Annotated in this window: 19 protein-coding genes and 2 pseudogenes; 17 read left to right on the top strand and 4 right to left on the bottom strand. The window is 53.8% G+C overall.

Features of this window, described 5'->3' with window-relative positions; all coding sequences use genetic code 11:
• Positions 1-54 precede the first annotated feature (54 nt).
• The 3 genes and pseudogenes from KWG61_RS15410 to KWG61_RS15400 form a co-directional block, all read right to left on the bottom strand.
• Entirely contained in the window at positions 55-1,095 is a 1,041-nt protein-coding gene (locus tag KWG61_RS15410; RefSeq protein ID WP_242744554.1) for a metallophosphoesterase, read from the bottom strand.
• 279 nt (positions 1,096-1,374) lie between these two features.
• Positions 1,375-3,182: pseudogene (locus KWG61_RS15405) on the bottom strand (ribonuclease J).
• 340 nt (positions 3,183-3,522) lie between these two features.
• Complete coding sequence (locus KWG61_RS15400) at positions 3,523-3,978, bottom strand: hypothetical protein (protein WP_242744553.1); 456 nt, start codon at positions 3,976-3,978, stop codon at positions 3,523-3,525.
• Positions 3,979-4,117: 139 nt separating this feature from the next.
• On the opposite strand from KWG61_RS15400, the gene KWG61_RS15395 reads away from it, so the two are divergent.
• Entirely contained in the window at positions 4,118-4,303 is a 186-nt protein-coding gene (locus KWG61_RS15395) for a hypothetical protein (RefSeq protein ID WP_242744552.1), read from the top strand.
• A 43-nt stretch (positions 4,304-4,346) separates the two neighbouring features.
• Here KWG61_RS15395 and def read toward each other — a convergent pair whose 3' ends face one another.
• Positions 4,347-4,892, bottom strand: coding sequence for a peptide deformylase (gene def, locus KWG61_RS15390; RefSeq protein WP_230267529.1), 546 nt, complete (start codon positions 4,890-4,892; stop codon positions 4,347-4,349).
• Between the two features lie 224 nt (positions 4,893-5,116).
• Here def and KWG61_RS16635 point away from each other — a divergent pair, with 224 nt between their 5' ends.
• From KWG61_RS16635 to KWG61_RS15320, 16 genes and pseudogenes are all read left to right on the top strand, one after another.
• Entirely contained in the window at positions 5,117-5,548 is a 432-nt protein-coding gene (locus KWG61_RS16635) for an FtsW/RodA/SpoVE family cell cycle protein (RefSeq protein ID WP_256460723.1), read from the top strand.
• Entirely contained in the window at positions 5,433-6,332 is a 900-nt protein-coding gene (locus KWG61_RS15385; RefSeq protein ID WP_256460722.1) for an FtsW/RodA/SpoVE family cell cycle protein, read from the top strand. The genes KWG61_RS16635 and KWG61_RS15385 overlap by 116 nt, the downstream gene beginning before the upstream one ends.
• Positions 6,333-6,337: 5 nt before the next feature.
• A complete protein-coding gene (locus KWG61_RS15380) occupies positions 6,338-6,511 on the top strand; it encodes a hypothetical protein (RefSeq protein ID WP_242744551.1) in 174 nt (57 codons plus the stop codon).
• Positions 6,512-6,673: 162 nt separating this feature from the next.
• Complete coding sequence (locus tag KWG61_RS15375; protein WP_242744550.1) at positions 6,674-7,045, top strand: adenylyltransferase/cytidyltransferase family protein; 372 nt, start codon at positions 6,674-6,676, stop codon at positions 7,043-7,045.
• Positions 7,003-7,182 carry a hypothetical protein gene (locus KWG61_RS15370; protein ID WP_242744549.1) on the top strand — a complete coding sequence of 60 codons (180 nt, stop codon included), beginning with the start codon at positions 7,003-7,005 and terminating at the stop codon, positions 7,180-7,182. The genes KWG61_RS15375 and KWG61_RS15370 overlap by 43 nt, the downstream gene beginning before the upstream one ends.
• Before the next feature lie 330 nt (positions 7,183-7,512).
• Complete coding sequence (locus tag KWG61_RS17900; RefSeq protein WP_367614228.1) at positions 7,513-7,944, top strand: ribonuclease III domain-containing protein; 432 nt, start codon at positions 7,513-7,515, stop codon at positions 7,942-7,944.
• Positions 7,881-8,198 (top strand): putative dsRNA-binding protein, encoded by a 318-nt coding sequence (locus KWG61_RS17895; protein WP_367614227.1) that lies wholly within the window; start codon positions 7,881-7,883, stop codon positions 8,196-8,198. The genes KWG61_RS17900 and KWG61_RS17895 overlap by 64 nt, the downstream gene beginning before the upstream one ends.
• Before the next feature lie 121 nt (positions 8,199-8,319).
• Positions 8,320-8,694 (top strand): hypothetical protein, encoded by a 375-nt coding sequence (locus tag KWG61_RS15360; protein WP_242744548.1) that lies wholly within the window; start codon positions 8,320-8,322, stop codon positions 8,692-8,694.
• On the top strand, positions 8,652-9,329 hold the full coding sequence (locus KWG61_RS15355; RefSeq protein WP_242744547.1) for a PHP domain-containing protein: 678 nt from the start codon (positions 8,652-8,654) through the stop codon (positions 9,327-9,329). Before KWG61_RS15360 ends, KWG61_RS15355 begins: the two co-directional genes overlap by 43 nt.
• The gene (locus tag KWG61_RS15350) at positions 9,308-10,741 is read left to right on the top strand and encodes an exonuclease domain-containing protein (protein WP_242744546.1); all 1,434 of its coding nucleotides are present in this window, start codon (positions 9,308-9,310) and stop codon (positions 10,739-10,741) included. The genes KWG61_RS15355 and KWG61_RS15350 overlap by 22 nt, the downstream gene beginning before the upstream one ends.
• A complete protein-coding gene (locus tag KWG61_RS15345; protein ID WP_242744545.1) occupies positions 10,645-11,487 on the top strand; it encodes a hypothetical protein in 843 nt (280 codons plus the stop codon). Before KWG61_RS15350 ends, KWG61_RS15345 begins: the two co-directional genes overlap by 97 nt.
• Before the next feature lie 10 nt (positions 11,488-11,497).
• Positions 11,498-12,154, top strand: coding sequence for a hypothetical protein (locus KWG61_RS15340; protein ID WP_367614408.1), 657 nt, complete (start codon positions 11,498-11,500; stop codon positions 12,152-12,154).
• Entirely contained in the window at positions 12,147-12,530 is a 384-nt protein-coding gene (locus KWG61_RS15335; RefSeq protein ID WP_242744544.1) for a hypothetical protein, read from the top strand. The genes KWG61_RS15340 and KWG61_RS15335 overlap by 8 nt, the downstream gene beginning before the upstream one ends.
• Before the next feature lie 245 nt (positions 12,531-12,775).
• On the top strand, positions 12,776-13,060 hold the full coding sequence (locus KWG61_RS15330; protein ID WP_230267534.1) for a type II toxin-antitoxin system RelB/DinJ family antitoxin: 285 nt from the start codon (positions 12,776-12,778) through the stop codon (positions 13,058-13,060).
• Between the two features lie 408 nt (positions 13,061-13,468).
• A pseudogene (glyA, locus tag KWG61_RS17890) lies at positions 13,469-14,716 on the top strand (serine hydroxymethyltransferase).
• Positions 14,709-15,224 carry a 23S rRNA (pseudouridine(1915)-N(3))-methyltransferase RlmH gene (locus KWG61_RS15320; protein WP_242744543.1) on the top strand — a complete coding sequence of 172 codons (516 nt, stop codon included), beginning with the start codon at positions 14,709-14,711 and terminating at the stop codon, positions 15,222-15,224. The pseudogene glyA and the gene KWG61_RS15320 overlap by 8 nt, the downstream one beginning before the upstream one ends.
• The last annotated feature ends 18 nt before the right edge of the window (positions 15,225-15,242 follow it).

The raw sequence follows: 15,242 nt of genomic DNA, 5'->3' as shown, positions 1-15,242 counted from the left end.
CTCTCCAAAAACAGAAAAAATGGATTTCTTGTCAATCCGGATTGGCTGTATCCCTTAGTTTTCCGCAGGAGCGGCTTCTGGATTCTCCACTGGCATTTCAGTTTCCGCAGATGGAGTTTCGCCCTCCATAGGCTGATCCGTACCGGACTGCGCATCTTCTGCAGGTGCGTCGGTTTGAGAAGAGGCATCGCTTTGCAAACTGGATGTGAGCAGCGGCGCCTGCGCTGGAGCATTGTCGTCGGCTTTGGAGCCGGAGACGAGCGTGAAGTAAGAATATTCGACGGGGGAATTGATTTTGGCGGGAACATCCACGCAGCCGATGCCGCTGGAAATGGTGTACGGGAAAGAAAGCTTCTGAGACTTGGATCGGTTGATCTGGGTGCTGCCTTCCACCGTCCGGTAATTGCCGAAAATCGGCCATTTCACCTGCGATCCGTGGGAGTTTCCGCAAAGCGCAAGATCGGGACGAAGCGAAGAATTTTGTACCGCAAGCAAATTGTCGGGGAAGTGGGAAAGCATCAGACAATACGTGTCGCCGGGAATGGTGGACGCAATCGCTTCCGGGTCGGGCTGCAGGCCCAGACCGGCGAGGCGAATGCCGCTGCCCGAACCGTTGGAAAGAAGAACCGAAGCGTTGTCGAGCATTTCGACCTGGCTTCGACCGTAGACGTCATTGACTTCGAGAAGACGGTTCATGGACGTCTGATCCTGTTCGCCATAGACGGCGAATTTTCCGCTCGGCGCTTCGACGCGGCTGATCCAGTTCACCATCTGATCGCGCATTTCACCGCTGACTTCCGCATTTTTCGAGAAGAGATCGCCGCCGATCAGCAGAACGTCCGGATCCAGAGAGGCGATTTCATCAAAGAGTTTATCGCCTTTTTCAACGGGGAAATTCTCGCCGTATTCGATGTCACTCAGATAGACGATCGAAAGCTGGTTCAGAGAGGCGGGAATTTTCGTCGAACGGATTTGCGAAAAGTTCGAGTGCACCTGGTAGGGGGCAACGAAAATGCCGTTGTAAAGGGTCAGGGTCAGGCAGGTCATGCAGAATACGGCAATGCCGATCACCCACATGGAAATTGTCAGCCACAAAGGCTGTCTTCTTTTCGGGAATGTACGCGATGCGCGGTTCGTCTGGCCATAATCCTGCTCCTTTCGCCTAAAAAATGGGTTCATGGACAATCTATTATAAATCATTGGCTTCCATAGAGATATCCTCTTTCTTTTTCGAGCAGTGTTCCCGCGGGCGGCGCGTGACCGGCTGGACTAGACGGACCGGGACCGGGATTCCTGCTCCAGATCGAAACGATGCGGAGAAGAAAAGCTTCAGAGGTATGGAAAAGGCGGTCTGTGCAGACCGCCTGGTAAAAATCAGAATGAATTTGTGGATCGGCTAAAACCGAGGGCTGGATTCTCTCGATCAGCTGTTTTCCTGCGAAGCCGGTTTGGCGGCGGGTGCAGGTTTGTTTTCCGCCGATCTGGATCCGTGCACTGCGGCATGGGTCTGGGTATGACCGGCGTTTTTCTGGCCTGCTGTCTTGCACGATGCTGCGCGGCGAGTTCTTCCATGGCTTTCTTGGAGTTCAGAATAACCGGAATAACGATCGGGTTGCGGTGCGTCTTTTATAGAGGAAAGGCTCCAGAGAAGAACGGATGCAGTTTTTGATGTCCGCGAACGTCGTTCTTTCTTTCAGTCGGGCCTGCAGGTTGGTCGAAACGATGAATTCGGCTTCCTTGAGCAGCGCCTGCGCGTCTTTCAGGAAGACGAAGCCGCGGCTGACGATAACAGGTCTTGCCAGCAGCTTGTTGGCGCTGGAATCGATCGGAACGATGACAGCCACCAGACCGTTGTCGGCCAGGATGCGGCGGTCTTTGAGAACCGCGGTAGAAAGACCGGAAATGTCGTTGCCGTCGACGTAAATGTCGTCACCCTGGTAACGCCAGTCGGACTGGATCACTTCGTGGTTGCGCAGCAGCAGAACGTCGCCGTTGGCGCAGACGAAAATGTTCGATTCCGGAATGCCAAGTTCCATGGCGGACTGACGATGCTGCATTAACATTTTGTGTTCGCCGTGAATCGGCATGAAGTAACGCGGCTTGATCAGCTGCATCATCAGCTTCTGCTCCTGCTTGGACGCGTGGCCGGTCGTATGCAGGTTGTTGAGCACGGATTTGTTCAGAACCGTTGCGCCGGAGCGGAACAGCTTGTCGACAATCTTGTTTACGGAAGCGTCGTTGCCTGGAATCGGGTTGGACGAGAAGACGACGGTATCGGTCGGTTTCAGGTGAATGAAGCGGTGGGTACCGTTGACGATGCGGCTGAGCGCGGCGAGCGGTTCGCCCTGGCTTCCGGTGCAGAGAATGCAGATTTTGTTATCGGGGGTGGTGCGCAGTTCTTCTGGAGACAGAAGATCTTCGTTGCGGATTTTGATAACACCCATTTTGCGTCCGATGTCGACTACATTTTCCATCGAGCGGCCAAAGACAGCCACTTTGCGTCCGGTTTTGAGCGCGGCTTCAATAATCTGAGCCACACGGTAAACGTTGGATGCGAACGTCGCGACGATCATACGGTGCGGTGTGCTGGCCATAATGCGCAGAATTTCGTTGGAAACGTCCTTTTCCGAAATGGAGAAGCCGTCGACGCCAGAGTTGGTGGAATCCGACATGAGCAGATCCGGCTTGAGCGCGCCGATGTACGCCATTTTCTGGTAGTCCGCGTTCTGACCGATCGGGGTCAGGTCGAACTTGAAGTCGCCGGTGTGAACGATCGTGCCGTTTGGCGTGGTGATCATGACGCCGAGCGAATCCGGAATGGAGTGGATCGTGTTGAAGAAGCCGATGTTGAAGTACTTGGTCTTGATGGCCGAGTTTTCGTTGATTTCAATAATTGGAACTTTCGGCGCGTCCTTGTGTTCGGAAAGCTTTTTCTCAATGAGGGCTTTCGCGAAGCGCGGTGCGTAAATGGCATCGATGTTGACTTGCTTGATCAGAAAGGGAATGCCGCCGATATGGTCTTCGTGACCGTGGGTAATGACAAGGATTTTTCGCTTGTTATTATTGCGGATGAGGTGGTGATAATCCGGGATGACGTAGTCAACGCCTAACAGATCATCATCCGGGAACAGGACGCCGCAGTCGACGATGGCGATTTCATTGCCCTGTTCGTAGCAGTACATGTTCTTGCCGACTTCGCCCAGTCCGCCAAGCGCGTAAATCTGCGTATCCGTCGGGAGAACTTTCGTTCGAGTGGACGGACTGCCGATGGCGGGGACAGGGGAGTGGACAAAAGGCTTGCCGACACCTTTTGAATTGCGGCTGTTTCCGGAATGGCCGGAAGATTTGTGATGCGCCGGATTATTCGATCGGGGCGCAGAAGTGCTGCGGGGTGCCGGTTTCTTCTGCGCTGCAGGCGCCTTTGGGGCGCGTTCTGCAGAAGAAGGAGCAGCCGCAGTTGACGTGTTGTTAACTGGTTTTTCGTTCATTGGAATGGTAGAACAGATCCTTTCTAAAACGGGGCTAAGTCTTAGCCGTCAGGGGAGTATTCGAAGGTTCTGCGCTCCAGCCGGTTTCATTCACTCTGGTATCCATAAAATATGGAAACCAAAAGAAAGGACGAAAGGGCAGGGCAGCAGCCGGAAAAGAAAGGAAAAGATTTCCCGTCTGCTTAAAAGACGGGAGGATTCGATCCTGATCAACTGGGGTGAATACTGAAAATGCGCAGGCAGGGGGTTCAGTCCTGCAGGCGTGCGCGCAGCGTGCGGGCAGGGAAGAGGGGTTCTCTTCAGTATGCCGCTTCTTATCTTCTATTTTAGCATAAGGGCAGCCGCTTGCCGGACTGACGAAAGATTTACTAAAAGAAGAAAAGCGTTTTTGGATTCCTCTTCTTATCGCCTGTTTGATCGCCGGTTCTTTCATCTTCCTAAACGGTTTTTTCCAGACCATATTTCCGATCCGGTCTTCCTGTTTTCCCACGCAGAAAGAAACCGGTCCGGCCGGTCTTCTGGAAATCTTTGGATATTGTTGCACAGAATCATTGCTTTTATAGAATTATCGCTCACGATCCGGACAGGAAAGACAACCTGAAGTGTTTTTCGACAAGGGCTGTTATGAAATGGATGTTCTCGCATGCAAAGACGCTGCCTCCCCGTCGGTCCAGAAAAAGCCAGAAAGAGGGAATTTGCAGTCGAGCACAGTGCCCGTAAGGGAGAGGAAGGAGAAAGTAAGGAGGACGGCGGCAATGAAAAAGAGTACTCTGATCGACAGAATACTCCTGGAAAAGACGGTTTTCGAAATTTGACGGGCTCTGCATCGGCGCGGAGGCTTCATCGTTTCTGTTTAACTTATTCCACAACGGTATAGGCTGCCGGTGCGGGATCGTTTAAATGATCGTAGTAGAGAATGCCCGACAGATGATCGATTTCGTGCTGGAGCACGATCGCCGCATAACCGGTTGCCTGAATGACCACGTTGCGGTCGGTGAGCAGATCGTAGCCGCGCACTTTGACCCGGTCGTAGCGGAAGATTTTTCCTGGATGGGCTTCCGGCACGGACAGGCATCCTTCGCCGTCCGGCAGACACGTCATCATCTTGGAGCGGGAAATGATTTTTGGATTGGCGAGCGCCCATTCGAGGGTCGTGCCGTCATCCGCGTCGACGACAACGGCGATCATTTTCTTGGGAACGCCGACCTGAATGGCCGCAATGCCGACAGCGGGCGAGAGATTGTTTTTCTCGCACAGTTCTTCATCCTGACTGTCTTTTACGTAGCGATGCATCGCGAATAACAGTTCGCGGTCTTCCTCGCTGAGCGGAAGCTCGACATCCGCCGACAGCGAGCGGATTTCGGGCTGATCATCGTGAATAATGGAATCATTGGAAAGTACCATATTTATGCCCTCCGTTTCCTAAACGGTATTCTAATGGTTTTCTATGGCCCTTTCAAATGCGCAAGAGCCGGTGTCCTGACGGTATGATAAAATGAAAGTCCATTTAAGGGGAGTAACTCCAATGAATTCAACAACGGTTTCCCCATCTTCTGCCAAAGGCAGAAAAAGGGAAGTTTGATATAAAAGACTGGCTCGTACCCGCCGGCGGCAGCGATCGCTGGCTGATGGGAGCCGTTATTGTTCTGATGATTTTTGGATCCATGATGGTCCTCAGTTCCAAACAGGGAACGACCGTGGGCATGACGCGTTCCTACGTTCAGGAAATCCTCAAACAGATTGGATTTGTGGTCGTATCCTGGGGAGCTATGGTCTTCATCTCCCGCAAGTTTGACTGGATGAAGCTCTTCAATGCCAAAACGCAAATATTTCTGTGTCTGTTCTATATCCTCCTGCTGTTTGCGGTTCAGCTTGTCGGTATTGACGTGAACGGTTCGAAGGCGTGGCTTCGTCTTGGGCCTCTCACGATACAGCCATCGGAATTTGGCAAGCCGCTGCTCATTTTGCTTCTGGCGTCTTCTGCACGAAACGCCGGGAAAAACATTCGGAACCCATTCCGTTTGGACAGCGATTCTTTCTGCCGCTTTTTCTGCTTCTGATCAGTGTGTTCTTTATCGGGGCGCGCAGAAAGACTTTGGTTCGCTGATCATCACGCTGGGCATCGGTCTGGTCGGCCTGCTGGCGACGGCGGATGCGGATCTGACGAAAGTACAGCGCTATATCGTGATCTTTCTGTTTGTGGTGCTTCTTCTGCTGCTCGTCGGCATTTACTTTTCGGACTGGTTTGTGACGCTGTTTCGAAACGTCCCGCTGCTTCGCCACATCGCCGTTCGAATCGAGAATATGAAAAATCCTTATATCAATATTCATTTTGAAGGGTATCAGCCGGCCAACGCGCTGTATTCTCTGGGCGATGCCGGATTTTTCGGCCGCGGCTTTGGCGGTTCGGTTCGTAAATACGGCTTTCTGACGCAGGCGGAATCCGACTACATCCTCGCGATTGTCATTGAAGAGTTCGGCTTTTTCGGTCTGCTTCTGATTACGGTCTGCTACTGCATTCTTCTGTGGCGTCTGCTCCACTGGGCTCTGGCGACCGCAAAGCCGCAGTTTAAAGTCATGCTGCTGTGCTCGGCAGCGTATTTCCTGCTCCACTTCTTCATCAACATCGGCGGCGTCAGCACGCTGATTCCAATGACCGGCGTGCCGCTGCTCTTTATTTCGGCCGGCGGTTCCGCTCTGCTTGCGGTCGGTATTGTACTCGGTCTCGATTTTTACGCGATCAGTCAGATTCAGATCGAACAGGAAATCGAAGCGCAAAAGAAGCCGAACAGGCCGCGCTTGCAGCCCGCGCGCTCGAAGACGATCTGCAGCTGCAGGCGATGATAGGTATGGGCGAGACAGCTGGACAGGAATTTGCGTACACTGAGCCGGAACGCACGAGCGGCGTGCTTCACGCGCGTTCGGTACGACGGAGTGTCACGCACGATTCGCCTGCGGCGAAAACCGGAACTTCAAGAGGAAGAAACGCGGGAACACGCAGCCGGAAAAAGAGAACGCGCTAGGCAGGGCGCAATCTGTGCTCGGCACGAGACGGTGAGCGGCGCAGCCGCAGCGCCATTTAGACAAAAATTAATAGATACGAAAATCGAATAGAAGATAAGCAACTCGAATCGATAAGAAGGCGGTCTGGGAAAATCATTCCAGACCCCGGAAAGGATACGCGTATGATCGGAGCCTTTGCCGGATCGTTTGATCCGCCTACCGTAGGGCATGAAGATACGATTCGCCGCGCCGCGGCGGTTTTTGAAGAAGTGATCGTTCTGGTCGCTTCCAACTCCCTCAAGCACAATCTGCTCGAACCCGAACGGCGCGTGGAACTGCTCAAAGCCATTTGCGCGGATCTGAAAAATGTCCGTGTTGAGCTCTGCCCCGGACTGACGGTGGAGAGCGCCAAAGCAGCGGGGGCCAATGTGCTGATCCGCTCGATGCGCAATCCTTCCGATTACGAAGGGAAGCGGCCAACGCCTGGGCCAACACAAAACTGGATTCAGGAATGGACACCGTCTTTCTGCTTGGCGATCCGGCGTATTCGATGATTTCCTCGACGACGGTGCGCGAGTTTCTGAAATACCATCAGAGCATTGAATCGATGGTTCCGCGCTGCGTATTCGAAGCACTTCAGCCCGAACTGGCGCATTCGCAATCGGCCAATTCGGACCTCCAGATCGGATAGAAACCGCCGGACAAATCGGGGTACAAAAACGAGGTCCATTTGTCCTCCGACAAAATGGGCGTGCAAGCTGCAGGCTTTCGCACTTTGCGATGCGCCTCAAAACTCGCTACACTCAGTTCAGTGCCTTCTGTTCTTTCTGTTTTTCCATTAAAATTGAAATGAATCTTCACAGCGGTCCATGATCGCTGTTTCTTCCTGTCGGCCGTGCATGCAGCCGGCAGATTTTTCGAAAGCACCTATTGTATAAAGAAGAAACTTTGTGCATTTTACAAAATCCCGAAATAAAATATGCCGCACAAATATGCGGCTTGACTGAAAGGAGCATCCCGAATGAGAACACTGACCGACTGGGTTCGAGAACGCGGCTATGAACCGCACAATCTGAAACTCTACTATGAGGCGTGTACGCATTCCTCGTATATCAACGAAAACGACACCGATGTCGAATGCAACGAACGTCTGGAATTCATGGGCGATGCGGTGCTGCAGATCTGGAGCTCCGATACGCTGTTCAACATGGTTCCGCCGCTCAACGAAGGAAAAATGTCGATGATCCGCGCGCAGACCGTCTGCGAAAGCGCGCTCGCCCGTCTGAACAAGCAGCTGGGCTGGTACGAATTTCTTCGCCTCGGTCATGGCGAAGAGAAAACGGTGGCCGCCATAAACCGTCCATTCTCGCGGACCAGTTTGAAGCCTGCATGGGCGCCATTTACCTCGATCTTGGCTACGATGCGGCCAAGGATATTCTCGATGAATACATGAAGCCGCTCATTACGGCGAAGAAGCCGGATGATGTCACCGACTTCAAGACACAGCTGCAGGAATATGTGCAGACCGATAATAACCGCCAGACGATTCAGTATCGTCTGCTCGAAGAAAGCGGACCGTCCAACGCTCCGAAATTCCGCATGGGCGTGTTCCTGGATGACATCTGCATGGGCGAAGGCGAAAGCAGTTCGAAAAAGCGCGCAGAACAGAAAGCGGCCAAAGAAGCGCTTGGAAAGCTGGCCTGCTGATGGGAGTGCGCGTCCTTGAACTGCTGGGGGATGTCGCGTTCGAAGAAGAACTTGGATCGTTTCTGGAACAGGCGTCGCTCTGCAAGACGCCCTGCTTCCATTCGAAGACAAAAAACTGGAAATGTACTGGAAGGTGGATCGAATTCCGCCTTTCCGTCTTTACAGCGCTGTCGTCCACGATCTGAAGCTCGCTTTGCATACCGATATTTTCCTTGGCTTTGAACCCGAATCGAGCGAAGTCAATCTCGTGCTGATGGAACCGTATCTGCGCGATCTCGTTTCCAGAAACCGCGATCTGAAAGTTTTCGGCGACCATACGCCGTCCATGAAAGAAGACGGCACGCTTTCCTATACCGTCTACACGCCGGATGCGCAGGACGCCATCGAAGCCAGTAAGGCGACGCTCGAAGACGAACTCAAAAGATCGGCTTTTCGTGCGCCGTTGAAGGGGTTTTGCGCGAGCGGACGTACGAAGAAGAAGCCGTCCCCAGCGTAGCGGTCCAGATGCCCGCGCATAAACCGCAGCCCCGTCCGGAAACTCCCCAGAACGGTGGCAAGTCATCCTGGCGCCGCCGCCCGGCCTCTCAGGCGGAAAAAGTCGCGATCCGTGAACTCGAAGAAGGCATGGATAACGTGGCGATCGAAGGCCGCGTGTTCGCCGTCGAAGTGCGTGAACTCAAAGGCGGCTCCAAACTGCTCGAGCTGTATTTGTCCGACGATGACGACGCCATGTTCTGCAAGACGTTTGAAAGCCGCTCGATGACGCTCGAGATGATGGAGTCGTATCACGTCGGCCAGTATCTGCGCATCGTCGGCTCGCTCGCTTACGACAACTACAAGCACGGCATGGCGTTCCGGATCCGCACGATCGAAGAAATCAGCGCCCCGCGCATTCTCGACCAGGAACCGGAAAAGCGCATCGAATGGCACGTTCATTCCACGTTCTCGGAAATGGACGGCGTCAGCCCGATCGAATCGTACATTCAGCAGGCCTGGGACTGGGGCATGGAAGCGATCGGCCTCTGCGACCATAACGTCGTGCAGGCGTTCCCGATGGCCCAGCACAAAATCGAAGCCCTGAAGAAAAAGCGCCGGAGCGCGAATTCAAAATGCTGTACGGATGCGAGATGACGATGGTCGACGACGAATACACCGTCGCCTGGAACCTGCGTGATCAGCGTCTCGATGAAGCGGAATACGTTGTATTCGACCTGGAGACGACGGGTCTCTCCAGCCGCCTCGACAAGATCATTGAATTTGGTGCCGTCAAAATGAAAAACGGCGAAATCATTGACCGCCGCCAGATGTTCATTAACCCGAAGCGCCAGATCCCGGCATCCATTACCGAACTGACCCGCATTCGTCAGTCGGATGTCGATGACGCGAAACCGATGGAAGAGGTTTTTGATGACATCCGCGCCTTCATCGGCGACGCGATTCTGGTTGCCCATAACGCGAAGTTTGACTACGGCATGCTGAACGCGGCCGCCAGAGAACTCGGCAAGCCGGAATTCGACAACCCGGTCATCGATACCCTGCCGGCAGCGCGCGCCATGTTCGAACTGCGCAGCTACCGTCTGGGCGCGCTCTGCCGCCATTACGACGTCAGCTATGACGGCGAAGGCGCGCACCGTGCCGACTACGATGCCGAAGTTCTGAGCCTGGTTTTCCTGTACCTGCTTCGCGACTGGGGCATGGACGCCACGCTCGAATCGATCGCCCATCCCGATCCGACAAGCGCTCTGCGCAAAAACTTTGCCTATCACGTCACCGTCTATGCGAAAAACAAGCAGGGCCTGAAGGAACTGTTTGAACTGATTACGCTCTCGCATACGAAATATCTCAAATACAATCCGAACTCCACCAACGTTACCGGCGAGCCGCGCATCCCAAGACGCATCCTGCAGGAATACCACGGCAAGCGAAACCTGCTCTTTGGATCGAGCTGCCAGAACGGCGAAATTTTCGATCTGGCCCATACGCGCAGCGAAAAGGAACTTTGCGACGCGATCGGTTTTTACGACTATCTCGAAGTGCAGCCGCTTCCCGTGTATAAAAACCTGCTCGACAGCCAGACCATTCACGGTGTGGACGAACTGAAGCAGATTCTGACGTTCATTCTCGATGGCGGTCAGAAATGCGGCGTTCCGGTCATTGCGTCCGGCGACTGCCATTACGTGTCGCCAAGACTTAAACGCGTTCGGGACATCTTTATCAACTCCAAACTGGCCGGCGCTACCCGTCATCCGCTCTACATCCGCGATGAATCGCTGCGTCTGCGCACTTCCGCTCCGGATCAGGCGTTTCTCAATACGCGCCAGATGCTCGATGCCTTTGACTGGGTGGACGACAGGCTGCGCCATGAAATCGTTCTCGACAATCCGAAAAACTGGCCGCGCAGTGCGAAGAGCTGTTTCCGATCAAGGACCGGCTGTATCCGCCAGCCATGGAAGGCTCGGATCAGAAGCTGCGCGACATCTGCATGCAGACGGCGGCCGAATGGTACGGCACGCCGCTGCCCGAACCGGTCGAAGCCCGGCTGACCCGCGAGCTCGACGCGATCATCGGTGCCGGCTACTACGTGGTTTACTACATCTCGCATCTGCTCGTGAAAAAGAGCAACGAAGACGGCTATCTGGTCGGTTCGCGAGGATCGGTCGGTTCGTCCTTCGTCGCGACGATGTCCGGCATTACCGAGGTAAACCCGCTCAAGCCGCACTACCTGTGTCCAAAGTGCAAGCATCTCGAATGGATCGAAGATCCGAATATCCATTCTGGATTCGACTTGCCGGACAAGAACTGTCCGGAATGCGGCACCCCGATGAAAGGCGACGGCCAGGACATTCCGTTTGAAACGTTCCTGGGCTTCCACGGCGACAAGGTTCCGGATATTGACCTGAACTTCTCCGGCGAATATCAGCCAAACGCCCACGCCTTTACTAAAACCATTTTCGGAGAAGACCACGTCTTCCGTGCCGGAACCGTAGGTACCGTGCAGGAAAAACCGCCTACGGCTACGTCAAAGGGTACGAAGAAGAAATGCACATGGAAGACCACCCGTTTTCGGAATACAAGCGAACGGACCTTGCCCAGGAATGCGCCGGCGTCAAGCGGACGACCGGCCAGCATCCAGGGGCATCGTCGTCGTACCGCTCGATATGGACGTGCACGACTTCACGCCAGTGCAGTATCCGGCCAACAATCCGTATGCGGAGTGGAAAACAACGCATTTCGACTTCCACCAGATTCACGACAACATTCTGAAGTTCGATATTCTCGGCCACGTTGACCCGACCGCCATGAAAATGATGGAACGGCTGACCGGGGTCGATGTCCGCACGATTCCGATGAACGACCCGGCGACGATGTCGGTGTTCTCCTGCTGCGACGCGCTCGGCCTCGATACTACCCGCTACAAGGAAACGACCGGCGCGGCCGGTCTGCCGGAATTTGGTACGCCGTTTGTTCGCGGCATTCTCGAACTGACCCGGCCGACGACTTTCGCCGAGCTGGTTTCCATTTCGGGTCTGTCTCACGGTACGAACGTCTGGCTGAACAACGCCAAGGATCTGATCGACAACGGTACATGTACCCTGCGTCAGGTTATTGGATGCCGGGACGACATCATGGTTGATCTCATCCGCTACGGTCTGCCTTCCGCCGACAGCTTCAAAATCATGGAAAGCGTGCGAAAGGGAAAAGGCCTCAAGCCGGAATGGGAAGAGCTCATGCACGAGCACAACGTTCCGGACTGGTATCTCGATTCGTGCCATAAGATTAAGTACATGTTCCCGAAGGCGCATGCCGTTGCCTACGTTATGATGGCGGTGCGCATCGCCTGGTTTAAAGTTCACATCCCGCGGGCGTACTACTGCCAGTTTTTCTCCATCCGTGCCGATGCCACCGATCTGGCGGTCATGACCAGCGGTCTGACCGCCGTGGAAAAAGATGTTTGAAATCGAAAGCATTCGCCAGCAGAAAACCCGCAAACTGGAAAAGAAGGAAGAAGATCTGTACGACACGCTCGAGCTGGCGTATGAAATGTACATGCGCGGCTACCGCATTTCGCCGCTGTCCATTACCCGTTCGCACGCAACCGAATACATCTTCGATCCCGATGACGATCACGCAATCATTCCGCCGTTCTCGGCCGTCGACTCGCTGGGTGAAAACGTAGCCCGCTCGATCGTACAGGCAAGAGAAGAACGTCCGTTTATTTCCAAGGAAGATCTGCTCCGCCGTACAGGCCTTTCCAAAACGCTGATTGAACGCCTCGATTACCTCGGCGCCCTCGAAGGACTCGCCGAACAGGATCAGCTGACGCTGTTCTAAATCCGGTTTTATCCGGCTTTCAAGGGCACTCTGGATCCTTCTGAAAAATGCCTGCTCAGCCTCGTTTTCCATTTTCAGAATTTTGACAGAGCGTGTTTCAGACGCAGTTGAAAAGACGGCTTTCGGGCCGTCTTTTTCTTTAGAACGTTATGAGACATTGCCTTGCGTTTGCACAGATGGTCCGGCATGTCCGTCTCGAGGGAGCGGGGCCCATGGTATAATCGGGGAAAAGCGAGGTATCGAGAATGGCAACAACGAATGTAAGCTTTGAAATGAACGAAAAGCTCAGAGACGAAATGGCTGAGCTGTGCGAAGAACTGGGCATGGATATCGACGATGCATTCCAGCTGTTCGCAAGAAAAATGGTCAACGAACAGGAAATTCCGTTTGAAGTCACCGAAAAGGATCTTCCTGTATCTGAAACGAAAGAAACGATCCGTGTCATCGTAAAGTGGAGCGCCATCTGCGCAGCGGCTGCCGCCAGCGTGGCTCTCATCGTGCGTCTGATTCGCGCCATCCGTCGCCGCTAGACGATCGGTCTGTGCGTCTTTGAATCGACGCGAGCTGGGCGTGCTCCAAACGCCCTCTACTTGAAATCGAAACGAAAGCCGCCCTTTTTTCTCCAAAAGCCGCGGCTTTTTCTGTGCCCGGATCGGCGGTATGCATTGCGCAAACCGGATTTTGACATTCTCTTTTTCCGATGCGCCTTTCTGCCGGGTTGGGGAAGACTGAACGCTCTGAAATCGCGCAAGTTCTGCAAAAGTGACTGTGCTGGACAGGCACTGTCTTTGTGTGGTGCTACATTTGTAAAGCCGGAACGAATTTCAGAGATTTTGATCGAAACTGTGAATTTTTCGGGCAAAGCGCAAAGGGATCCGAGAAAGAATGAGCACGCCTTTTGGTTTCTGTTATCCTATGAGACATGACGCGCAGGCGTCATGACACAAAAGGAGACATATATGAGAGATCTTGAAATGTTTGAAATTATCTCCCGCGAAGAAAAACGTCAGAAACAGAACGTTGAACTGATCGCTTCGGAGAACTATGTGTCGAGCGAAGTCCGTGAAGCTCAGGGCTCTGTCCTCACAAATAAATACGCAGAAGGCTATCCTGGCAAACGCTACTACGGCGGCTGTGTCTACGTTGACCAGGCCGAAGAACTGACCCGTCAGCGCGCGAAGGAACTGTTTGGTGCCGAACACGCTAACGTACAGGCGCATTCAGGAAGCCAGGCCAACATGTCCGTTTACAACACCGTCCTTGAACCCGGCGATACCGTACTCGGTATGGACCTGACCAGCGGCGGCCATCTCACACACGGTCACCCTCTGAACTTCTCCGGTCGTACGTATAACTTCATCCCTTACAATGTGGATCCCGAAACGGAACGCATTGATTACGATAAACTCGAAGAACTTGCTATGGAACACCATCCGAAACTGATCGTTGCCGGCGCTTCCGCTTACCCGCGCATCATCGATTTCGAACGTCTTGGCGAAATCGCGAAAAATCCGGGGCTCTGCTCATGGTCGACATGGCGCACATCGCCGGTCTGGTTGCAGCCGGTCTGCATCCATCGCCGGTTCCCTATGCCGATTTTGTAACGACAACCACGCATAAAACACTGCGCGGCCGCGCGGCGGCATGGTTCTCTGCAAGGAAGAATACGCGAAGAAACTCGATTCCCGCACGTTCCCTGGCATGCAGGGCGGACCGCTCGAACATGTCATCGCCGCAAAGGAATTGCCCTTTACGAAGCCAGCCAGCCCGAATTCAAAGCCTATGCGCAGCGCATTCTCGACAACGTGCAGGCGATGGCCCGCGTCTTTGACGAAGAAGGCATCCGCATGGTTTCCGGCGGAAGCGACAACCACCTGCTTTTGCTCGACACCCTGTCTTCGCTGAACATGACCGGCAAGGAAGCCGAACGTCTGCTCGACGCAGCTGGCATTACCGTCAACAAGAACACCATTCCGTTCGATACTCAGAAACCGTTCATCACATCCGGTATCCGTCTTGGCTCCGCAGCCATGACCAGCCGCGGTCTGGGCGAAAAGGAATTCGAACAGATTGCCCGCTGGATCGTTCAGGTTCTCAAAGCCGGCGACGATGCGACCGCAGAAGCCGTTCGCGAAGAAGTACGTAAGCTGACCGCGAAATACCCGGCTGAGGCCGTTCTTGATTAAGCTGTTCTGTATAGGCAAAAACAAGGACAAGGCGCTTCGTGCTTTAGAAGCGGAATACGTCAAGCGCATGAGCGCGTTTGATCGCATGGAAGTGCTGGAATTCAAGGACGAACCCGATACGAAATCGCAGTTTGAAAAGGAAGCTGTCCGCATTAAGAAAGCGGAAGGCGACCGGGTCCTTGAAAAGATCCGCCCCGATGATTTTGTGATTCTTCTCGACCTGCACGGAAAAAGCTGGTCCTCCGAAGAATTCGCGAAAGAGCGGGCATCCTGGACGAATGCCGGCAAGCCGCTTGTCTTTGTCATTGCCGGATCGCTTGGTCCCAGCGAAGAGCTAATGAAACGGGCGAATGTGCGATGGAAGCTTTCCGATCTGACGTTTACGCATCTGATGTGCCGGGTGCTGACGCTAGAGCAGATTTATCGCTCGTTCATGATTGAAAAGGCCGCTCCTACCACAAATAGGGCAGCCGGAATAAATCGATCGTTTTCTCTTCTCTTCTTTTGAGAGAAAAGAGAGCGGATT

The organism is Allobaculum sp. Allo2 (genome assembly GCF_022701175.1).
Classification (GTDB): Bacteria; Bacillota_I; Bacilli_A; order Erysipelotrichales; family Erysipelotrichaceae; genus Allobaculum; species Allobaculum fili.
Note: the sequence above shows the minus strand (reverse complement) of the source record. Positions and strands in the feature narration are given on the sequence as shown.